The 21974-nt window shown below is 42.0% G+C and carries 20 protein-coding genes and 1 tRNA gene; 15 read left to right on the top strand and 6 right to left on the bottom strand.

Annotation, left to right across the window (positions count from 1 at the left end; translation table 11 throughout):
- Window positions 1-29 precede the first annotated feature (29 nt).
- The 5 genes from AADY36_RS13510 (at window position 30) to AADY36_RS13490 (ending at window position 6604) form a co-directional block, all read left to right on the top strand.
- On the top strand, window positions 30-1682 hold the full coding sequence (locus tag AADY36_RS13510; protein ID WP_342409088.1) for an acyl-CoA dehydrogenase family protein: 1653 nt from the start codon (window positions 30-32) through the stop codon (window positions 1680-1682).
- Between the two features lie 176 nt (window positions 1683-1858).
- Window positions 1859-1943 (top strand) — tRNA-Leu (locus tag AADY36_RS13505).
- Window positions 1944-2960: 1017 nt separating this feature from the next.
- On the top strand, window positions 2961-5132 hold the full coding sequence (locus AADY36_RS13500) for a putative bifunctional diguanylate cyclase/phosphodiesterase (RefSeq protein ID WP_342409087.1): 2172 nt from the start codon (window positions 2961-2963) through the stop codon (window positions 5130-5132).
- 46 nt (window positions 5133-5178) lie between these two features.
- Window positions 5179-6192, top strand: coding sequence for a fatty acid desaturase (locus AADY36_RS13495; protein WP_054562710.1), 1014 nt, complete (start codon window positions 5179-5181; stop codon window positions 6190-6192).
- 1 nt (window position 6193) lies between these two features.
- Window positions 6194-6604 carry a GFA family protein gene (locus tag AADY36_RS13490; protein WP_055021203.1) on the top strand — a complete coding sequence of 137 codons (411 nt, stop codon included), beginning with the start codon at window positions 6194-6196 and terminating at the stop codon, window positions 6602-6604.
- Window positions 6605-6612: 8 nt separating this feature from the next.
- On the opposite strand, the gene AADY36_RS13485 is transcribed toward AADY36_RS13490, so the two are convergent.
- The 3 genes from AADY36_RS13485 to rhlP form a co-directional block, all read right to left on the bottom strand.
- Complete coding sequence (locus tag AADY36_RS13485) at window positions 6613-7803, bottom strand: MFS transporter (RefSeq protein ID WP_055021204.1); 1191 nt, start codon at window positions 7801-7803, stop codon at window positions 6613-6615.
- Window positions 7804-7899: 96 nt separating this feature from the next.
- On the bottom strand, window positions 7900-9957 hold the full coding sequence (locus AADY36_RS13480) for a TonB-dependent receptor (RefSeq protein ID WP_342409086.1): 2058 nt from the start codon (window positions 9955-9957) through the stop codon (window positions 7900-7902).
- Window positions 9958-10045: 88 nt separating this feature from the next.
- Window positions 10046-10858 carry a rhombotarget lipoprotein gene (gene rhlP, locus AADY36_RS13475; RefSeq protein ID WP_054562706.1) on the bottom strand — a complete coding sequence of 271 codons (813 nt, stop codon included), beginning with the start codon at window positions 10856-10858 and terminating at the stop codon, window positions 10046-10048.
- Between the two features lie 513 nt (window positions 10859-11371).
- On the opposite strand from rhlP, the gene AADY36_RS13470 reads away from it, so the two are divergent.
- The 3 genes from AADY36_RS13470 (at window position 11372) to AADY36_RS13460 (ending at window position 13310) form a co-directional block, all read left to right on the top strand.
- Complete coding sequence (locus tag AADY36_RS13470; RefSeq protein ID WP_342409085.1) at window positions 11372-11806, top strand: hypothetical protein; 435 nt, start codon at window positions 11372-11374, stop codon at window positions 11804-11806.
- 98 nt (window positions 11807-11904) lie between these two features.
- Window positions 11905-12219 carry a hypothetical protein gene (locus AADY36_RS13465; RefSeq protein WP_054562704.1) on the top strand — a complete coding sequence of 105 codons (315 nt, stop codon included), beginning with the start codon at window positions 11905-11907 and terminating at the stop codon, window positions 12217-12219.
- Window positions 12220-12236: 17 nt separating this feature from the next.
- Complete coding sequence (locus AADY36_RS13460; protein WP_342409084.1) at window positions 12237-13310, top strand: endonuclease/exonuclease/phosphatase family protein; 1074 nt, start codon at window positions 12237-12239, stop codon at window positions 13308-13310.
- Window positions 13311-13373: 63 nt separating this feature from the next.
- Here AADY36_RS13460 and AADY36_RS13455 read toward each other — a convergent pair whose 3' ends face one another.
- Window positions 13374-14750: an NAD-dependent succinate-semialdehyde dehydrogenase gene (locus AADY36_RS13455; protein ID WP_342409279.1), complete on the bottom strand. Its 1377-nt coding sequence runs from the start codon at window positions 14748-14750 to the stop codon at window positions 13374-13376.
- A 165-nt stretch (window positions 14751-14915) separates the two neighbouring features.
- Here AADY36_RS13455 and AADY36_RS13450 point away from each other — a divergent pair, with 165 nt between their 5' ends.
- The 3 genes from AADY36_RS13450 to AADY36_RS13440 are packed head-to-tail and all read left to right on the top strand — an operon-like array spanning window position 14916 to window position 17060.
- A complete protein-coding gene (locus tag AADY36_RS13450; protein ID WP_342409083.1) occupies window positions 14916-15953 on the top strand; it encodes an NAD(P)H-dependent flavin oxidoreductase in 1038 nt (345 codons plus the stop codon).
- On the top strand, window positions 15950-16516 hold the full coding sequence (locus AADY36_RS13445; protein WP_342409082.1) for a Crp/Fnr family transcriptional regulator: 567 nt from the start codon (window positions 15950-15952) through the stop codon (window positions 16514-16516). The genes AADY36_RS13450 and AADY36_RS13445 overlap by 4 nt, the downstream gene beginning before the upstream one ends.
- Window positions 16517-16565: 49 nt before the next feature.
- Window positions 16566-17060 carry a YgjV family protein gene (locus AADY36_RS13440; protein WP_342409081.1) on the top strand — a complete coding sequence of 165 codons (495 nt, stop codon included), beginning with the start codon at window positions 16566-16568 and terminating at the stop codon, window positions 17058-17060.
- Window positions 17061-17067: 7 nt separating this feature from the next.
- On the opposite strand, the gene AADY36_RS13435 is transcribed toward AADY36_RS13440, so the two are convergent.
- Both AADY36_RS13435 and AADY36_RS13430 read right to left on the bottom strand, forming a co-directional pair.
- Window positions 17068-17601: a cytochrome b gene (locus tag AADY36_RS13435; protein ID WP_054562698.1), complete on the bottom strand. Its 534-nt coding sequence runs from the start codon at window positions 17599-17601 to the stop codon at window positions 17068-17070.
- 81 nt (window positions 17602-17682) lie between these two features.
- On the bottom strand, window positions 17683-18195 hold the full coding sequence (locus AADY36_RS13430) for an NUDIX hydrolase (protein WP_342409080.1): 513 nt from the start codon (window positions 18193-18195) through the stop codon (window positions 17683-17685).
- Between the two features lie 214 nt (window positions 18196-18409).
- On the opposite strand from AADY36_RS13430, the gene AADY36_RS13425 reads away from it, so the two are divergent.
- Genes AADY36_RS13425 through AADY36_RS13410 form a run of 4 tightly spaced genes read left to right on the top strand, consistent with a single transcriptional unit; the run spans window position 18410 to window position 21932 of the window.
- A complete protein-coding gene (locus AADY36_RS13425) occupies window positions 18410-19750 on the top strand; it encodes a sigma-54-dependent transcriptional regulator (protein WP_055197715.1) in 1341 nt (446 codons plus the stop codon).
- 10 nt (window positions 19751-19760) lie between these two features.
- Window positions 19761-19970, top strand: coding sequence for a histidine kinase (locus AADY36_RS13420; RefSeq protein WP_054562695.1), 210 nt, complete (start codon window positions 19761-19763; stop codon window positions 19968-19970).
- A 22-nt stretch (window positions 19971-19992) separates the two neighbouring features.
- The gene (locus tag AADY36_RS13415) at window positions 19993-21471 is read left to right on the top strand and encodes a sensor histidine kinase (RefSeq protein ID WP_054562694.1); all 1479 of its coding nucleotides are present in this window, start codon (window positions 19993-19995) and stop codon (window positions 21469-21471) included.
- Window positions 21471-21932: a response regulator gene (locus AADY36_RS13410; protein WP_054562693.1), complete on the top strand. Its 462-nt coding sequence runs from the start codon at window positions 21471-21473 to the stop codon at window positions 21930-21932. The genes AADY36_RS13415 and AADY36_RS13410 overlap by 1 nt, the downstream gene beginning before the upstream one ends.
- The last annotated feature ends 42 nt before the right edge of the window (window positions 21933-21974 follow it).

Raw genomic sequence — 21974 nt, 5'->3', positions numbered from 1 at the left:
AGAAAATAATAAAAAATGAGCACACAATTATGGCCGTTTCTCAAAGCGAAACCCACCAAGTATTTAATCAACCCAAACCACTTGAAAACTACAACACCTATGAGGCCGACACGGTACTTCAATATTGGCAAAATCGTTTTACAGGACAATGGGGAACTGCGCACTTAACAGCGTTTGGGGAGCAAGTGGGTGGAGCATTACTGCAAGCAGGGTTTTTAGCAAACAAACACTTACCAGAATTAACCACTCACAGCCGCTTTGGCGAGCGCATAGACCAAGTTGACTATCATCCAAGTTACCATCAGCTAATGCAGCACGCTATAGAGCAAGGGCACTGCGCATTGCCTTGGCAGCAACAAAAAGCCGGTAGCCATGTTGTAAGAGCCGTTATGGCGGTGCTGCACAATCATGCTGATCCGGGCTCCGGCTGCCCATTAACCATGACCTTTGCCAGTGTGCCTGCCATTGCGAGTCAAGAAAATGTAGCGGCTATGTGGCTACCTAAAATACTGGCAAATCATTACGATTCAGATAATAAGCCTTGGACCGAGAAAAAAGGTGTCACCATAGGTATGGCGATGACCGAAAAACAAGGCGGCTCTGATGTTCGGGCGAACACCACCAAAGCAGACGCCATCAATGAAAGTGGTGCAGGGCAATTATATGCTTTAACCGGCCACAAATGGTTTTGCTCAGCGCCTATGAGCGACGCCTTTTTGGTACTCGCTAATACAGATGACAAGCAGTTATCTTGCTTTTTAGTGCCGCGCTGGCTCGAATCTGGCGAGAAAAATGCCATGTATATTCAGCGCTTAAAAAGTAAATTGGGGAATCAATCAAATGCGAGTTCTGAAATTGAATTTAGAGGTGCACATGGTTGGTTACTCGGTGAGCCGGGGCGAGGCATTGCCACTATTATTCAAATGGTTGCTTTAACCCGTTATGACTGCATGTTGGGTTCAAGCTCGCTGATGTTACAAGCAATAAAAGAAGCAATTTGGCATACATCTGGGCGCAGTGTATTTGGTAAAAACTTGCATCAACAGCCGCTCATGCTCAATGTATTGGCTGATTTAGCTATCGAGGCCGAAGCTGCACTCGCCATTTCAATGCGTATTGCCCATGCCCTTGATAAACAAGATAATAGTAATGAGGTGGCATTAATACGCAGTGCCACAGCAATCGGTAAATATTGGATCTGTAAGCGGGCAGTGCAGCACACTTATGAGGCTATGGAATGTATTGGTGGTGTGGGTTATGTTCAAGACAACATTACCAGCCGACTTTATAAAGAAGCACCGGTAAACTCTATCTGGGAAGGCTCTGGTAATGTGCAATGCCTTGATCTTTTACGCGTGTTTAGCCGTGAACCAGAATCACTTGAGGTGCTTATTAATGAGCTTGAAAAAGCGCGCAGTTTGCACCCTGATTTTGCGATAAAACTCGATGAGCTTAAAGGTATGCTTACAGATACTGCAAACCTCGAAATGCATGCTCGGCGCATAATTGAGAAGCTCGCGCTACTTTGGCAAGCAGCAACACTATTACAATTTGGCGAGTCACTTATTGCCGATGCGTTTGTAAAAAGTCGTTTAAGTGGTGCAGGGTTTAGTCAGTACGGCTGCCTGAGTCATGATATCGATTGTCAGGCGATTGTTTCGCGAATGATGCCAAAACTCTAAAGTTAACAACTTGTTTAATTATTGTGCGGTTGAGCACTGGCGCCGCACAAAACGCTTGCCGCCTTACCCATTCTTTGTATAATGCTTGGCATAGAGACAAAAGCAATTAAAAAAGCTCTTGCTCTAAAGTGGTTTTTCTTTATCTTCTCGTGTTTAGAAGGTTAAAGAAAAATGAAGCCAGTATGATGGAATTGGTAGACATGACGGATTCAAAATCCGTTGCCTTCGGGCGTGGCGGTTCAAGTCCGCCTACTGGTACCACTTTTGAACCCTAGCCAATTGGTTAGGGTTTTTTTATGCCTGAAAAAAGTAGTTAGCGGACTTGAGCGCCACGCAGGGCGTGGCACTGGAATAAGTAAAAGTCCGCCTACTGGTACCACTTTTTAACCCTAGCCAATTGGTTAGGGTTTTTTTATGCCTGAAAATAGTAGTTAGCGGACTTGAGCGCCACGCAGGGCGTGACACTGGAATAAGTAAAAGTCCGCCTACTGGTACCACTTTTATGACCCCAGCAGATTTGCTGGGTTTTTTTTATGCCTGAAAAACCCCAGCCATCAGCTATCAGCTGTCAGTTTTTAGCTAGAGCGGTGCGGTTGTTGGGTTTTGAAACCACCCTTAGCAATTTAATTCGTAAAAGCATTGTAGGAGGTAGTTTACTGCCGAACCAGCAATGCTGAAAAATATAATTCATGGCTAAAGCCATTCCTACGGGTACATTTTCCTAGCACCTAAAGCCTACAACTCAATTCTATATTCAGAGTTAATTAAAAGTTCAGCTATCAGCTATCAGTTTTTAGCCGAACGGTGCGGTTATTGTGTTTTGAAACCATCCTCAGCAATTCAATTCGTAAAAGCATTGTAGGAGGCAGTTTACTGCCGAACCAAGAAAACCGAACCAGCAATGCTGAAAAACATAATTCATGACTAAAGCCATTCCTACGGGTACATTTTGCCTAGCACCTAGCACCTAGCACCTAGCACCTAGCACCTAGCACCTAGCACCTAGCACCTAGCACCCAGAGCCTAACACCTATAACTCAAATCTAAGTACCAATTCAGGCTCTATTAAAGCAACTTTTGTTCTATTTATAAGCGGTCAAGTTCAAACTATGCTTAATCTACAAATAACCCTGAAAAATGTGTGTTTATTTGGTTGAAAATTAATCATTTAAGACTAGAGTACGATGGTGTTTGAATACATCTTATAATACAATTTGTGGCCTTAAGTATAAGTGAAGTCAATCACTTAGTGCACATTATCGGGTAAGGTAGCTTAGCGTGGGTACATACGACTTAAAGCGTATTGTTGAAAGCATTTCAAATCTTAAAAGTGAGAACTTTTATAATGCAATATGCCTGTCTTTATCAGAAGTGCTTGGTGCTTCTCATGTTTTTTTAGCTCAAGTTGATGAGTCAACTTTGCATGCGACGACCATCGCTTTGGCTGCGCATGACGAAATCATTGAAAATATCAGCTACGATATTCGTAGTACGCCATGTAATGATGTTAGTTGTGGCTGTATTTCAAGTTACAGCTCGGGTGTTCAGCAGCTATTCCCACATGATCAGCTACTTGTCGATATGGGCATCGAAGCCTATGTGGGTGTTCCACTACAAAGTATTTCGGGCAAAACCGATACTATCCTTGTCGCGCTATTTCAGCATGAAATAGGCGATGCACTACAGATTGAATCGTTCTTTTCGCTCTTTACTGGCCTTATCCAGCGTGAAATCGAAAAAGACCGTTTTATTGCTAAATTAGATTTCTCAAACCAACTGATTGAGCAAAGTCACGAAGCGATTTTTATTTGCGACCACAATGTACATATTACCTACGCGAATACCGCATTTACTAAAATGACGGGTTATTCGTTGGATGAAGTCTTAGGGCAAAATCCAAAAATTTTAAGCTCAAACAAGTATGACCCGCATTTTTATAAAGCAATGTGGCACCAAATTAATACTGAGGGAAAGTGGTCTGGTGAAATCACCAATAAAACCAAACAAGGTAAGTTGTACACGCAGTTTTTATCGATAACCAAAATGCAAAATAATGGTGAAGATTGCTATGTGGCGTTTATTTTGGATATCACCGAGAAAAAAGAAGCCGAGGAGAAAATTTATTTTCACGCAAACCACGACCAACTTACCGGCTTAACTAACCGTTTTTACTTTAAAGAGTATTTGTGCAAGCTAATATCGTCTTTGTCGTACCAAGACGATGCAAATACTAACCTAGCCGTGATCTACTTTGATGTTGATAAGTTTCAAGATATCAATACCGTTTATGGCTTAACCTTTGGTGATAAGGTTTTATGTGAGCTTGCAGAACGCCTCGACGGTAGCTTCAAAGAATCTGCTTTTTCGCGTATCGATGGTGATAGTTTTGCTATCTTACAAACTTATCAGCATGTCAGTGAACTTGAGCATGTTTGCAAGCAAATTACCGCGTTACTTGTTGAGCCTGTTTCTATAGGCGGCATTAGTCAGCAGGTTTCAGTTACGCTGGGCATTAGTCAATTTGAGCAAACTGGAACGGCGACTTCACAAGAAAAAATCGAAAAAATAGCCCGTCGCTTAGTTCGCCAAGCTGAGCTTGCCACCTTAAATGCAAAACAAACAGGCGATGAATATCTGTTTTTCTGCAAAGAGATGGATAACAAGGTTAAAAAGCACAACTTACTGGTTGAGCAGCTTACACAAGCCGTGAAGAACAACGATATTGAAGTGTATTTTCAACCTATTATTGATATTGAAAATAACACGGTCGCTAAATTCGAAAGTTTAGTGCGTTGGAACAACCAAGGACAATGGGTATCACCTGCCGAGTTTATTCCGCTTGCAGAAGAGTCGCGGGTGATTATTCCTCTCGGTGAGCTTGTGTTGATTAAAACCTGTCAGCAAATAAAAGCGTTAGAAGCACAAGGATATGAAAACTTAGTTTTTAACGTAAACCGTTCTTTATTTGAGTTTACTGAGTTTAATCCAGAGCGTAATGCATGGCTTGAAACCATTAAAAGCCAAGGGGTTAAGCCATCGCAAATTTCATTTGAATTAACCGAGAGTGTTTTAGCGCCAGAAAATACCAACCACCTAGACGTGCTTACGCAGTTGAAGCAAGCTGGGTGTTTAATTTCGCTAGATGATTTTGGTACGGGTTATTCGTCTCTTAGCTACTTGCGTCGTTTTCCGGTTGATGTACTTAAACTTGATAAGTCATTTATTGATGAAGTACATGTTGATTTAGGCGACGAAGCGCTGGTTAAATCGATTATCCAAATGAGTCGTGTTTTGGGTATTAAAGTCGTTGCTGAAGGGGTTGAAGAGCGCGAGCAATTGGCTGTGCTAACCGAAGCCGGTTGTGACTATATACAAGGCTATTACTTTTCTAAACCATTGCCAGCAAATGATGTAATTCCATTTTTAACGCAATTTTCTCGAGAGCAGTAGGTAATTACTGTATGATTTTGACATCAAACAGTTAGCAAAGCTTGTGATGTCAGAATTAACCGCAAAGCAAAACATAAAGGCGATTGTTACAGCCATTAAGGCCGAAGAGCAGTCGCTTAGAGCGCGTTTCCCTATACTCAACCAGCAAAATACACTTGCGATGTTTATTCTGCTGGTGTCGTTGTGCTCACTAATCGGTGTTGCAACACTTTATTACTTAGCGGTTATTCCCTCGTGGCTGTGTATCATTCTGGTTGCCTTTATTACCTCGGTATCGCATGAGCTTGAGCATGACCTTATCCACAAGCAGTACTTTAGTAATCGTCCTTTTATACATAACTTTATGATGTTAACCGTGTGGCTTATGCGGCCAAATACGGTTAATCCTTGGTATCGCAGAAAGATTCATTTACATCACCATAAAGTATCTGGCACGTCGCAAGACTTAGAAGAGCGTTTGGTGGGCAATGGCATTAAATCGCCATTTTTGAGAGCCTTGGTCATCACTGATGGCTTGCTAGGTTTGCTAGTTAATACCAAGCGATTTAGTAAAGAAATTAGCGGTTTTAAGTTTTTACGGGTATTTAATGCGGGCTTTCCGATTGCAACCGCATATTTTGCGATTCTTTATGGGGTAATTGCTTATTACGCTGTGCAGTTTTTGCAGCCATTTACATTGCCAGATTGGGGAGCTGAGTTATTGGCGATGGCAGAGTTTTTAATGGTGGTACTTATCGTGCCTAATATTATTCGTTCTAGTTCTCTTAACTTAGTGACATCTTCAATGCATTACTATGGCGGTGTAAATAATTTGCTTGAGCAAACACATGTGATCACCAGCCGCTGGTTTTTACCGTTTCAGCTATTTTGTTTTGATTTTGGCCGAACCCATACAATCCATCATTTTGTGCCGAATCAGCCCTTTTACATTAGACAATTGATCAGCAAAAAAATACGTCCTATTATGGCCCAGCACGGGGTACGTTTTAATGACTTACAAAGCTTAAAACAGGCTAATCATTACCCTGTAAAAGGGCAATCATCTCAACAAGGAGTTTAATATGAAGGTCACTGGTCGTTGTCATTGTGGTGAGGTAACTTATCACGCAGAAGTGGATGAAAATAAAGTGATTAACTGTCACTGCACTGACTGTCAAATTATCTCGGGTGCGCCATTTCGTACTGTTGTTGTGTCTGTGCCTGATGGGGTTACTTTTACAGGTGCTGAGCCAAAAGAATATATAAAAATTGCCGAGAGTGGTAATCAGCGTGCGCAAGGGTTTTGTGGTAACTGTGGTACAGCCTTGTACGCGACTTCTGTAGGAGCTGGCGAGCGTATTTATGGCTTACGTATTGGCGCCGTAGAGCAAGCTGATGAGCTTATTCCAAAAGCGCATATTTGGTATCGCTCATATAAACCTTGGCTAGATAACCTAAGTAATATGAGTGCCTTTGAAACCGCACCTAAGTAGCTGCGGTTTTATTTCTCTTGTTGGTCGATGGTGATATTTCGGCCGCTTAAGTAACCAAATAAAGCACACAACAGGCTAGATGCAATACACAGCCAAAGTGCTCCTGCCCAGTTATTAAAATAACTATGTAAGGCGCCCGCAATAATAGGGCCTGTTGCAGCCAATAAATACCCGATACATTGTGCCATACCCGATAACGCTGCAGCTTGCATTGAGTCATGAGTGCGCAGGCTTACAAATGATAAGCCCAATATAAAACAGGCACCTGAGCAAAAACCTAAGGTGACTGACCAAAGCATCGCAAAGCTAGGCGCAACTAATAATCCAACAGAACAAAGCGCGCCAAGTAATGCCAAGCTTAGGGTTAAGATGCGTTGATCTTTTAATTTGGCAAGTAGTGGAATAAGCACAATACCTGGTAGCGCTGAGGCTACTTGAAAGGCGCCTTGCAAAGCACCCGCGTGCTGCGCACTGTGGCCGCCTTCTATTAAAATGCTAGGTAGCCAACCTAGCATGATATAAGTGAAAAATGAGTTAAAGCCGAGCAATAACGTAATTTGCCAAGCAAGTGCAGAGTGCCAAATTTTGCTTTGTGTACTGTTTGAAACGGATGCCTGTTTTGGCATGGTATGTTGCTTAAGTTGTGGTAACCACACCACAATAGCTAGCACAACCAATAAGGCATAACTGGCAAGCGCCAATTGCCAACCAAGTTCTTTATACTCAGCCAGCGGAATGATGAGTGCTGAATAGCTGCCACCAAATATGCCCATTGCCAAAACATAACTAGACGTCATTACTGCCACTTTGTGTGGAAAGTCTCGTTTTATCAGGCTTGGCAATAACACATTACCAATCGCGATACCGACACCAATCACTGCAGTGCCAATAAATAATACGGTGGCAGAATCAATAACACGAGAGACAACCCCTATGCCTATTAATACAAGGGCAATGAAAAGTGATACTTCAAGGCCACATTTTTTAGCAAGGCTTGCTGCCATAGGTGAAGCAATAGCAAATGCAATTAAAGGTAAAGTCGTCAACATGCCTGCTTGTGATGCATTTAACTTAAATTGATCAATGATCTGTTCAAGTACTGGAGCAATACCAGTGATAGGGGCTCGCAAACTGGCTGCAATAAGAAAAATGCCCAGCACTAAAAGAAGGTTACGAATTAGATTTTGAGAAGATGACACGCTGTTTAGGAACTATAGCAATAGGTACATTTATCATACCAAAACACTAAACAGCGTGGGTGAACTATGAGATAGCTCACCAAATAATGCGGTTATTTAAAACTGATAACTTGCTGATAACATGGCGTTGCGCGGTCTACCCGGAAAGTAGCGATCGCCACTAAATGTTGTGTAGTCAGCGCGCTCTGCATAACGTTCGTCGGTTAAATTGTTTATACGTGCAGTCACAGTAAAGTTAGCTGATAGCTGCCACGCCGCTCTTAAGTTTACTAATGAGTGACCTTCGTAGCTATGCTGGTTTTCAGGATCAGTAAAGTAGCTGCTGGTGGTATGTAGCTCAAGCCCAACACGCGTGATGTCGTTTGCTTGCCAAAGTAGTTGTAAGTTAGCGATGTTACGCGGTGCAGTATCAATGAGGTTGCCATTGATATTAACCCCACTGAGTAATTGGTCATAACTGTATGTATGCTTGGCGTGGCTCGCGGCTAACTGCATCGATAAGCTTGGCGTAATGGCATAAGCTAACTCTAGCTCAACACCACGGTGCTGGGTTTGGCCATCATTGACGTAATAAAAATCACTGTCGCGGAAAATCGTGTTCTTTTTGTTCATTGCATAAATACTAACTACATAATGCAGCTTAGCTTGTTGGCCTTTTAAACCAAGCTCTAGGTTTTTAGCTGTTTCAGATTTAAGATCTGCGACATTTTGTTCGCGTTGTAACTGATAAAGCTCTGCCGCTTGCGGTGCTCGATAACCTTCTGAAGCATTGGCATATATAAACTGGTTTTCAGCATATTGATAGCTTAAACCAAGCTTAGGCGAAAAGTTAGTAAAGCGATTTTCGCCGCTGCCTGGTCGAGAATAGCGGCATCCGCCCATTGCGCATGCTGTACCATCTTCTTTTGTGCGACCAGCCAACATATGGTTGTCGTAGTCATAACGCATACGCTCGTATCGACCACCAAGGCTGATGAGTAACTCATCAAGTTGCCAATCAAGATTCACAAACGGTGCTAATAGGGTGCTTGTTACTTGATAATCATAATGTTTGCCTTGTGGCACGGTGGCGACTAAAAACGCTGAGCCTTCAGTTGGGCTATCCTGATATTGTAAAAAATCAGCATCCGTAAGCTCACCATCAAAGCCAACTGTTAAGAGGCTAGAGCCTGTTAACTTATGCTGCCAGCTTGATTGAAGGCCAACACCTTGCTGAGCATTTTCTTCAAGGGGAGTACCCGGTAAAAAGTGCTTAAAGAAGGTCATGTTTTGATCGCGGATATAAGGCGTTAGGGTAAAGCTGTTAGCCTCATCTTGTGTCCAATTTAGCTTGGACCAAACACGCAAAGAGCGAGCTTTACGAAATGCATCAGGATCAAAATTAGACTGAGTTATTTGCTCATCCTTATAGCTTTCAAAGCCTTCGATGTAGCCAGCCGTTTGTTGATCTAAATGGGTGTAAGTCAGGCCTGTATTTACACTTAGTTTTTCGCCATCAAAACGGTGACGCAGTGATAGCTTTTCTTGATCAACACTTTCGTCATCACGATAACCCGTATCTCGGGTGATCGTGGCATTAATGCCTAAACCTTGCTGGCCAAAGTCACGGCCCGTACCAAGTTTGTAGCGAGTGTAGCCAAACGAGCCGTAATCAAAACCAAGTTGGTTGTGGTCATAGGTTGTATCTGGCGTGATCACGTTGACTACACCATGCACTGCATTTGAACCATAAAGGGCAGAGCCCGGGCCTTTCAGTACTTCGATACGTTCAGCCATTTCAGTGTGAGCTTCGAATAACTCATTGATGTTGCAAAAACCAGCTGCGCGAAGTGGAATACCATCTTCAGCAGTAAGTAAGCCACCGCAGGCACCTGCGCCAGAAAGTACAGGTGAACGTAAAGCGGGTAAATACTCCTGGCCATTACCGTGTTGAAGATTAGCACCGGCCACTTGCTTAAGGGCTTGTTCAATATGGGTAGGAGCGATAAGCGCCAGTTGCTTTTGTGAAATACTGCTGACCACAACAGGCAAAGGATCTGCCAACACTTCGCTGCGCGAGGCGGTCGTTGTAATATGTTCTAGCTCATTATTAGCGAAAGCTTGATGGTTAAACAATGAGGTGCTCACAAGCACTGAGAGTATCGACAACTTCATGAAAACCCTTTGGTTAGGTACAACAAAAACCAAAGGGTAACTGCTTTTTAGGATGGGTAAAAGCTTTCGCGATTAATAACTTTGTCTGTTATGCGCTACGGCGATGTACGGCAAAACCAGCCAGTGCTGCAACTAACCAGAACAAGCTACTGCCGCTACTGCCGTTTCTGTGCGTGACATTAGCTACTTTTTCTTCTTTAACGCGGGTTTTAAATTGCGCCAATTCAGTATCTAGATTTGTGATCATGTCATCAACAGCGCCATTAAAGCTTGCCAGCGATTGCTCTTTAGCGACTTCATCGATGCCAATCGCTGTGCTGCGTTGCTCTGCTTTATGTATACCTGGAGCGCGAAACAGCATTTTTCGGCTTTTTACATCAAATACGGCGGTATCTACAAAGGTTTGTACTGAGTTTTCATTGCCCGGAATCACATATAAACCAACAATCGTTAGATATAAAAAAGCGGCGTTATTTTCTAAGCTTTGCGACACTTGGTCGTACGAAACAAGGGCCATAATATCCACATCATATAATCGTGATACTTGCTCTAATGCGGTAAATCCTTCGCCGCCTTTTAAATAAGTACTTGGGATCACTTCAATGCGGTCAATATAGTCATATTGCATAAACTGCTTTTTAACTTTGTTCAGCAGTGCCACTTCGTCACCGTGGTGTAAGCCATCATTGTACTTGTTAGGAATAAAGGCAATCCCTACAGTAGCAGGTAAGTTCAAAGTTGGGATCGTTGCTTGATGGGCTGCTCTGTCTTGCTGGTCTGGGTAAAGGTACTCAACCAATGAACTTGATTGCGTTTTTTGATTACCATATTGGCTCATCATGGCACTACAACCCGTTAGTGCAGTAATGCTAATGACCAAACACCATTTTAGTACATTCATAAATTATCCTTATTATGTTGTGAAGAAGCGTTTGTTTATGTTGCAAATATAACGACAGACGCCCAAACGGAACTGTAACTCAGACTCGGTTTTTCGTAAATAGTGCCAAAGTAGTTTAAAGAAATGTAAAGGTTGGCTTTCTAATGTGTTGATATATACCCAAGCCACCTCAAGATGCAGAATTCAGCGTTTCACAGGTGCTTAATATCAAGGCGTTACTTTGCAAGAATGGCATCCCCTTTTAAGAAGTAACAACGATGAGAGTAAGTGCCTGTGAAGCGCCCAAAGGGTTGGTTTAAAAGCGATTTATACTGCGTTATTGATTTTAACAATAGAACCACTATTACTTGCAATCAATGCCTTGCCTAAATCGCTTTTAATTCCAACTGAAACTCGCATCTTGAGGTGGTTTGGGTATATAAGTAGTTACGTTTTTAAATTGTAACCCTTCATCTATGATTCAGGCTAAAACGTTAGGCTTTTTACCAAGAGCAAACGTTGAGGGTCTCTATTATGAATAAATTACTTACTATCTCAGTTGCCGTTTTAGGTTTGAGTTTGATACCTATGGAAGCAAACGCGAAACATGATCGTGACCATGATAGATACGAACATAAACACGAACGTAAAAAGCATAAAAAGCATAAAAAACACCACAAACATCACCATCATGACAGATATGATCGTTACGATAGATACGACCATTACAGCTACCGTGATTTACCACCCGGTTTATACAAAAAAGTAGGGCATGGTGGTGGCTTACCACCAGGTTGGTATAAGCGTTATCACCATGGTGATATTCTTGACCGAGATATATATCGCCATGGTCGAGTGATTAAACGTCGCGACCGAAATGGCATTATTGCCATCGAAATCGACGACCGCCTTATTCATCTAGTACACGATACGCGAGAGATTTTATCAATCGTTACTCGCCATCGTTAATCCTGTCAAAAGCCGCTTAGCGGCTTTTTTTAGCTGTTTCATACCCAGTTCAGAAAAACTTGCTACGCTTAACTAGGACTAACAAAAGGAGCACTCGTATGAAAGCATTGTTAACAGTTGCAGTGATTGGTTTAAGCCTAGTGACGGCTGGCGCACTTGCAAAAGACAAGGATAAGGACAAAGGTAAAAGTCTGCCACCTGGCCTTGAAAAGAAACTTGATAATGGTGGTGATTTACCACCCGGTTGGCAGAAGAAATTACGCAAAGGCGATATTCTTGACCGTGATATTTACCGCCGCGGTAAAGTGATTAAATCACGAGACAGAGATGGTCTAATTTCAATTCAAGTCGACGATACTGTCGTGCGTTTAGTGGAAGATACCCGAGAAATTATTTCTATTTTGAGTCGCTAATTTTGCTTGAATCGATCATGACTTATGGATTGAGTTCACTATTGGCCATGCTGCTAGTGGTCTCAATCTTGCCATTTTCATATTCCCAACATTATTTAATTCGCAGTTGTGACTTTGTACGCTTGCAAGTGGTTTACCTTGCTTGTGCGAGTTTAATTGCTGCAAGCTATTTAATCAGTCGTACGGGATCAATGCTTTATATTGGTTGTGCTCTGGCGAGTATCATCGTGCTGCTTTTACAAGTTGGCTGGATTTATCCTTACACAAGACTAGCTAATAAGGAAGTTGCCTCAAGCAATAAAAGCGATAAGCACAGTATTCGTATTATGTCGGCAAATGTACTGATGTCGAACACCGAATATGCCAAACTAATTGGCTTAGTCAAAACGCACCAACCTGATTTCCTCATTACGTTAGAGTCTGATCAAACTTGGCAAAATAAACTGAGCAGTTTAGAAAAAGAGTACCCATATCGTGTCTACTGCCCAAAAGATAATCGTTATGGCATGCACTTGTACAGCAAGTTCAAAATTAAACAACAGCAAGTTTGTGAGCTTATCGAAAGCGACATCCCCTCAATTCATATTTTGTTTGAAGATGCAGATGGCGCAGAAGTACAAGGGCACTTTATTCATCCTGCTCCTCCGAGCCCCACAGAAGAAGATAGCTCACGACCGCGTGATACTGAGCTGATAATTTTAGCTAAAGCACTTAAAAACAGACAGCGACCTTGTATTGTTGCAGGAGATCTAAATGATGTTGCATGGTCGCGTAGTACCCGCTTGTTTATGCGTATCAGTGGTTTGTTAGATCCACGTAAAGGTCGCGGCTTTTTTAATACGTTTCATGCCAGTTATTTCTTTATGCGCTGGCCGCTTGATCACCTTTTTCATAGTAATGAGTTTAGCGTTAAGCGTATTGAGCGTTTGGCAAAATATGGCTCAGATCATTTTGCACTACTTACTGAACTTGTTTATAACCCCGATTCTGACAATCAAAAACAACAAGAGCAGATTGATAAAGAAAAAGCAGTGGATGAGTTAAAAATGCCAGCAGCGTCTAAGCAGCAAGTGCCAATGTTTAACAAGTGATAACCTTATTCAGGGCGGACAATTAGATATAAGAAAGGGCTCTAATGAGCCCTTTTTTTGTGGTTAGTCGTTGACCATAATGGTTTTGATATTAACAAATTCACGTAGCCCAAAGCCGCCGTGTTCACGGCCATAGCCACTGTCTTTTACACCACCAAATGGTAAGTTCGGTTGCGCAAGGCCATAACCATTAATATTCACCATACCGGTATCAAAATGATGCTTTGCAAGCTCAATAGCTGCTTGTTCGTCTTTTGAGAAAATACCGCCACCAAGACCATAGCGAGAGTCATTAGCAATTTGCATTGCCTCATCATTATCTTTTGCCCTGATAAGCGATGCTACAGGTCCAAATAATTCATCATCATAGGCGGGCATGCCCGGTTTAATGTTTTCAAGTAGAGTCGGGGTGTAATAAAAGCCTGTGTGCTCAGCAACTTTACCGCCAGTAACAATGCTCGCACCTGCATTGACTGAATCAGTCACTTGCTGATGAAGTTTATCGCGCAAATCTTTACGGGCCATTGGACCGAGCGTGGTTTTTTCATCATTCGGGTCACCAAGAACAACTTGTTCAAATTGATCTTTAATTAAGGCTTTAAAATCATCGTATAAAGCATCAACCACAATAAAGCGTTTTGCGGCAACACAGGTTTGCCCGTTATTGATCAAACGCCCTTGTGTACATGCGGTAATCGCCGTATTTAAGTCAGCATCATCAAGTACAACATAGGCATCGTTACTGCCAAGCTCAAGTACCGTTTTCTTAACCTGTTTACCTGCAAGCTCAGCAACTTTTTTGCCTGTTTCGTCGCTACCAGTAAATGTCACACCTCGAATAGCTGAGTGCTCAATCAGTTTGCTTGCGGTTTTTCCGTCAATCAGTAAGTTTTTAAAGCAATAGTCATCAAAGCCTGCTTGAGTAAATAACTGCTCAATTTTTTCAGCCATGCCAAATACATTACCAGCATGTTTTAGCACTGTAGTATTGCCCGCCATGATATTCGCGCAAGCGTAGCGAATGACTTGATAAAGCGGGAAGTTCCAAGGTTGGATACCTAAAACGACACCGATTGGTTGGTAGCTAATAATTGCACGGCCGTCTTGCATATCACGGCTTTCATCAGCAAGCACTTTTGGCCCTTGCTCTGCGGTATAGCGACAAATTGCAGCGCAAAGTTCAACTTCTTGTAGACCTTGCTGATATAACTTGCCCATTTCATCGGTCATCAATTGCGCTAATTCTTGTTGATTAGACTCAATCACTTGTGCAAGTTGATTGAGTAATTTAGCGCGCTGTTCATGGGATGTTGTGCGCCACTTTAAAAAAGCTTGATGACATTGGTCAACTTCACTCTGTGCTTGTTGCAATGATAATAAATTATACGTATTTAAGGTTTGCTCATTGGCTGGATTGATTGTAGTAACAGTATCAGTCATCATTATCTCCTTACAAAATTGTAGGAAAAGGTTTGCAAGGCTAATACCTATTTTTCGCTGCTCTAGCTATCTGATTTAATTCTATTTTATTTAATTTGAACTTGGCTAGACACTTTTTTTTCTGTAAAAACTGCAACAGGCTGCAAAACTTACAAGGAATACGTAATGACAAATTCTGTGTTAAATACCGAGCTTGCGATTATTCAAGCGCCAATGGCGGGTGTGCAAAACGCCAAACTGACAGTGGCTGTGTGTGAAGCTGGGGGGCTTGGTTCGTTGCCTTGCGCTATGCTCTCGGCTGAGCAGCTTGCCTCAGAGCTTGATTACATTAGTCAGCATACTGATAAGCCGTACAACCTTAATTTCTTTTGTCATCAAACACCTGACTATACACTGGCTCAGCAAACTGCTTGGCATAATGTGCTTGAGCCTTATTTTGATGAGTTTGCTGTCGATGCCTCACAATTTACCCGTAACGCTTCACGCCAGCCAATTAATCAACAAGTGATCGATATTATCGCGCCTTATAAGCCCGCTGTTGTGAGTTTTCACTTCGGTCTGCCCAGTAAAGAGATTGTTTCTCAGATTAAAGCGTGGGGTGGGGCTGTTTTTTCATCAGCCACAACGCTTGACGAAGCGCGCTGGTTACAAGCAAATGGTGCCGATGCGGTTATTGCACAAGGGATTGAAGCTGGTGGTCACCGAGGTCATTTTTTATCGATGGATTTATCGCTGCAACCAACCACAGCGCAATTAGTGCGAGAATGTGTAGAGCTTGAAATACCGGTTATTGCAGCAGGTGGAATTTGCTCAGCTGAAGATGTAGCTCAGTACCAAGCATTAGATGTATCTGCTGTGCAGGTGGGGAGCGCTTATTTACTTTGCGAAGAAGCGACAACAAGTGCTTTACATCGTGAAGTATTAAAAACGGCTAAGCCAGACTCAACAGAATTGACAACCTTATTCTCTGGTCGCCCAGCACGAGGAATACGCAACAGAGTGATGCAAGAGTTAGGGGCGATGCCAGAGCAAGCGCCGCCCTTTCCATATGCATCGATTGCGATGACGGCATTACGTGCAAAAGCAGAGACTAAAGGCGACAGTGGTTTTTCTCCGCTTTGGTGTGGTGAGCGCTTTGTGGTTCGAGAAGGGGTTAACGCCCAGCAAATTACTGAATTACTAATGCAAGGTTGGCAGTCTTGACTGATACCCAGTTACTTCCGCTCGGTGATAGTTATCATCAGCTAGCCGGTGAATTTCGTAACAAACTTGCAGGGCAATGCGCTATAAAGCGGTACGCTAAAGGTGATGTTTTATTGCAGCAAGGCGACGAACAAGATGCAGGTTACTTAATTATATCTGGGGTGCTTGGGGCATTTCATGCATCCTCGCAGGGTACGCAAAAGTGTAAAGAGTTTTACTTTCAAGATGAATTTGCACTGCTTTATGGTAACTGGTTAATTAAAACCCCAGCGCTTTATCAGCTAAAAGTAATACGTGATGCTGAGCTTATTAAGGTGCCTTTGGCTTTACTTGATAGTGCCGACTGGCAAGCAATAAAACATCAGTTAATTAGTCAGCAATTATTGTTTAAAGAAGCAAAAGAAGCGTTTTTATTACTCAATACCCCTGAGCAGCGTTACCAATATTTACTAGAACAAAAGCCGCATTGGCTTGAACAACTGAGTTTAAACGAGATTGCAATGTATTTAGGGATCTCTGCGATTTCTTTATCGCGAATTAGACGGCGTCTTAACTTAAGTTAAGGCGCAGCAAAATAGTGAACATTACACTGTTGATTTTTCAGGAGTCGTTATGTTTATTTTATCTCAGTGCTTAGTTGCCATTGCCACATTACTCGATTTGGCTTCATTTCAGTTTAAACAAAGGCAGGCAATTTTAGCTTGTTTGTTTAGCTCGGTTCTACTGACATCTGTGCACTTTATGCTGCTCGATAACTTCAGTGCAGCGAGCTTAATGCTGATTGCAGCACTACGTTATGGCTATTGTATTTTTGCCCGCAAAACCTGGGTGATGATAGCTTTTATACTTTTGAGTATTAGCGCAGTACTATTTACTTGGCAAAGCTGGGTTAGCTTTATCGCGCTGTCGGCAACGTTACTGCAAACTTATGCTTCATTCCAAGGCAAAGATTTTACCTTACGCATACTGATGATTGTTGGCACGATTGGTTGGATAGCCCATAACACTTTGGTTTTTTCACCACTAGCAGTGGTAATGGAAACGGTATTTTTAATAAGTAATTTAGTGGGCTTATGGCGTTTTTATGCTCACCCTAAGCCCGCTTAAATTTGATTTAAGACTTACCTAGCATGCGACTAAGCATGCCATCTTTGTCAACAAACTGGTGTTTAAGTGCTGCGGCAATGTGTAAGGCTAAAATCACCACGATAATAAGCACTGAACTGTGATGCACAAAGCTGCCTGCATCAGCAAGCCAAGGTGTTTTCTCTGGTGCGCTCAATAGCTCAAACTCAAAGAAGCTAATTGCACGACCACCCGCATAGCTCATGATAAAACCAGATAACGGCATAGCTAGAGTTGCAAGTAATAATAAGCCATGAGTGAGGTGAGCAATCGCTGTTTGCCATTTAGGCATTGCAGATGTCGCGGGTAATGCACCTTCTTTAATACGCCAAATAAGCCTTGCAATGGCAAAAACTAATACCACTAAGCCCATTGATTTATGCCAACCCATATAAGTAAATTTAGCGGGTGGCTCGGCAAAATCAGCAACATAAATGCCCATCGCGAATACGCCGATAAACAAAATGGCAACGGTCCAATGTAAAAGGATGGTTGGTTTTGAAAGGGGGGCTACCTTACTCATGGTTTACTCTCATAATTGGCTTTAACTATAAGTATAGACTGCCACAATATCTGATGGTTGCGTAAAGTAATGTAAAATAACTTAAAGAATGTCAGCAATGAGCTTTAATAAAAAGGTCTCGCGCTGAATCGATAGTCCCTGTTTTTCACTCATTGCCGTGGTGGTTTCGTTGTGTGCGATGGCATCAAAAATATTCACCCACTTAGGGTGCATGCCATTTTGCACTTCGTAATGCTCCATTTTAGGGTCTGCAAATTCATCGCTAATTTCACAGAAGTAGCAATAGGATTTGATATGAACACAATCAAAGTCGTCTTTATACCAAGGCCTGATTTCTTCGTATAATCCTAATGGCTGCTTTATTTGAATTTGTAGTGCACCCGTTTCTTCATGTAACTCTCGCAGGAGTCCTTGCTCAATGCTTTCGCCTTCATCAACGCCACCGCCAGGTAGGCTATAGTCATCATAACGGGCGGTATATAAAAGTAGTATTTGTTCACCTTTTAAAACAATGGCGCGGGCAGTGTGACGAATGAACACCGTTCCATAGTCATTACTTAAACTTGGGTGAATTACTTTTCTTAATAACTTCATAGGATTACAACTTTAAATTAATGCAAGTACAGCTTAGCTTAATATTGAACGTGCCATAATAACCTTTTTTTCGCATTTAATTCATTATGCTTACCCCAAATTGAAACTAATAAGGTAAGATAATTGGAATTAAGAACTATTTAGGTATCTAACGTTTAGTTTTATTTTCGAAAAAACTTTGCGTAGAATGGTAGAAAAAGCTTAGGAAATTAATATGTTGAACGTACTTTTAGTTGATGATGACAGTGAATTTAGCGATGTAGTTTGTCATATAGTTGAGTTCCTAGGGCACAATATAAATACCGCAGCGAACCTTGCTGAAGCTGAGCAATGGTTTGAAAACAACACGTTTGATCATGTCTTTTTAGATTTTATGTTGCCAGATGGCAGCGGCCTTCATTTACTAGAGCACTTAAAAGCTATCGGTCAATCGCCTCGTGTTACGTTAATTTCAGGTCACCCTTCAGTAAAAGGTAAGTTGGCTGAAATGTGTGAGCCAAATGTTGGCCACCTAGTTAAGCCACTGCAACGCGAAGACATTGAGCGTGTACTTAACCCTAAAAAAGCAGCCCCTAAGAAAAAAGCAACGCCAGCGATTAAACGCCACTTCGGCACTCTAATAGGTGAATCTGAGGTGATGCAAAAGCTTTACACTATGATTGAACGTGTTGCAGCCACTTCTGCCAATGTAATGTTGATGGGTGAAAGTGGTGCCGGTAAAGAAGTGGTGGCGCAGGCGATACACAATGCGACTGAGTGTGATGGCCCTTTAGTGGCAACTAACTGTGGTGCATTTTCAAAAGAGCTGATTGGTAGCGAGCTTTTTGGTCATGAAAAGGGCGCGTTTACAGGGGCTATTGCGCGTAAAGAGGGTGTGTTTGAACAAGCTGCTGGTGGTACTTTGTTTTTAGATGAAGTAACTGAAATGCCAATTGATATGCAGCCAAACTTACTACGTGTACTTGAAAGCAAAAAAGTAACCCGAGTGGGTGGCACAAAAGAGCAAGCAGTAAATTGCCGTGTTATTTCTGCAACCAACCGCACCTTGACCGATCTTGCGCAAAACAATGTTATACGTGAAGACATTTACTTTCGTTTAGCGGTATTCCCCATTGATATTCCACCGCTTCGTGAGCGCAAAGAAGATATTCCACTGCTTGCCAATGCCTTTTTAGAGCAGCTTAATGAAGAAAACGGCACCGACTTTAAATGGCAAGCGGTGCAAATCAAAGAGCTTGAAGCCCATGATTGGCCAGGTAACGTGCGTGAGCTTCGCCACGCTATTCACCGCGCCTTTATTATGAGTGACCCTAAAGGCACAGCTATTACTTTACCTGAATCGCTAGAGTCGCCATTCTCTAAAGTGAATAAAGAGAGCCAAGCAAACCAAGTTGTTGCAGGGCAAACCATTGAAGAAGTTGAAAAAGAATTGATCCACGCTACTTTAGATAAAGTACAAGGTAACAAGACGATTGCAGCACAAATGCTGGGGATCAGTACGAAAACACTTTATAACCGTTTAAATGCTTATGGAGGCATTGGCGAATACAAATAAAAGGATAGCTATGAATAATAACGAGTCTTTACGAAAAATGGTGCACGATGCCCGTGCGCCGCTGAACCGTATCTCAATGAATGCAGAGTTAGTTAAGCTCGTATTAGAAAATGATATGCCAAAACAAAAAGCATTAGAGGCATTAAATAAAATAATAGCTAATTGTCAGCAGTGTAGTGAGCACTTACAAGAAATAAGTGACACTCACGCTGCAGATTAAGCACTCATAGATTAGGAAGCAAATGCAAAAACAAAAAGGAAAGATAGCGGTCAATTGGGCAGGCTTTATAGCCGTGGTGCTCTGTATCGTGGTGGCTAATGCGTTTTTAGCTCTTAATAGCATTCGCTCACTCACCGAAACACAAAGTAGTCTTGATAACACCAATTCACTGAATACTGCGATAGAGCGACTACACTTGTCTGTAGTTCAAGCCGAGTCAGGTCAGCGTGGTTATTTACTTAGTGACCGAGAAGATTATTTACTCCCTTACAATGATGCAATCGCTTCAATGCAAGCGCAGATCATGCTTGTGAAAAGTTTGCATTCAGAAATTGAAGGTCAAGCAGACCGCATTGCTCGTTTAATACATTTGGTAAACGACAAAGTGGCGGTAATGACTAAAACCACCGACCTGGCCCTTGCAAATAAAGACGTTAAAGCTCGCCGCTTGTTATTAACTGACCAAGGTCGCGATTTATATAAAGATATTCGTACAGCAGTTGATGAAATACAAATGCGAGAGCTTAACTTTAAGATAGAGCAGTTTGCAAAGCTCTCGCAAATCAAAAACGAAGCGAAGATTACATTTGCTATTACGGCTGTGACCAGTACCTTATTGATTATAGGTATGTTTGTATTAACACGTATCAACTTACGTAACCAAGCTAAATACAGAGCTGAGCTTGAAAATCAAAACGAGAATCTAGCGGCAAAAGTTGCAGAACGTACGCAAGAGCTAACTATCTATTCTGATGAGCTAAGCCGCTCAAACAGAGAGCTTGAAGACTTTGCTTTTGTTGCAAGTCATGATTTACAAGAGCCACTGCGTAAGATCCAAGCCTTCAGTGACCGCCTTGAAAAGATGTTCAAAGATGAACTAGGTGAAAAAGGCATCGACTATATTAGCCGGATGAAAAATGCGGCTCAGCGTATGTCTAATTTAATCAATGACCTGCTTGAGTTCTCACGCGTAACCACCCGTGGTAAAGATTTTACTGATACTGATTTAAATGAAGTTGTTGCAGAAGTTCTTGATGATCTTGAAATTGCGATAAAAGAATCTGAAACTACGGTTAATCTTGATACTTTACCGCATATTCAAGCCGATCCAAGCCAAATGCTGCAATTGTTCTTAAATATTCTTTCAAATGCGGTGAAGTTTAGACGTGAGAATGTTGCGCCTGTGATTGATATTATATACCAGCGAACGTCAGAATTTAGCGAAGCTCACAATAGTGATGTGGAGTGGGAAGTTATTACCATTTCAGATAACGGCATCGGCTTTTCTGAAGAGTATCTTGAAAAAATATTTGTTCCGTTTCAGCGACTGCATGGTCGTTCTCAATATAAAGGCACAGGCATAGGTTTATCGGTTTGTCGTCGTATTGTTGAGCGTCATGGCGGAGAAATAACCGCAAGCAGTCGCGTTGGTGAGGGTGCAAGCTTCACCCTTAAACTACCCGTGGAAGCATCGCTTTTCACATTACAAGGAGAGGCGTAATGCCACTTAATAAAGTTAAACCAATTACCATTTTAATGGCTGATGACGACGAAGATGATCGTTTATTAACCCAAGATGCATTGGCCGAAAGCCGTGTATTGAACGAGCTGTTTTTTGTTGAAGACGGTGTAGAGTTGCTTGAATACCTTGAGCGTAAAGGCAAATTTAGTGAAAAAGAAAACTCGCCTCGTCCGGGCTTGATTTTACTCGATTTAAATATGCCGCGTATGGATGGCCGAGAAGCATTACAAGCCATCAAAGCCAACCCTAACTTAAAGGGTATTCCAGTAGTGATTTTAACCACATCAAAACAAGAAGAAGATATGGTTAAAGGCTACGACTTGGGCGCTGCATCATACATCACTAAACCGGTTACTTTTGAAGGTTTAGTTGAGTTAATGCAAACACTAGGGAAATACTGGGTAGAGTTTGTAGAGCTACCACCCTCACAGAACGATTAAGTCCAATTCGCATAAATACTTAATTAAGCTAATTGGAATAAG

It is taken from the genome of Pseudoalteromonas sp. D15MCD-2 (assembly GCF_038562745.1).
Taxonomy (GTDB): Bacteria; Pseudomonadota; Gammaproteobacteria; order Enterobacterales; family Alteromonadaceae; genus Pseudoalteromonas.
This window is presented reverse-complemented; position numbering and strand designations above follow the sequence as displayed.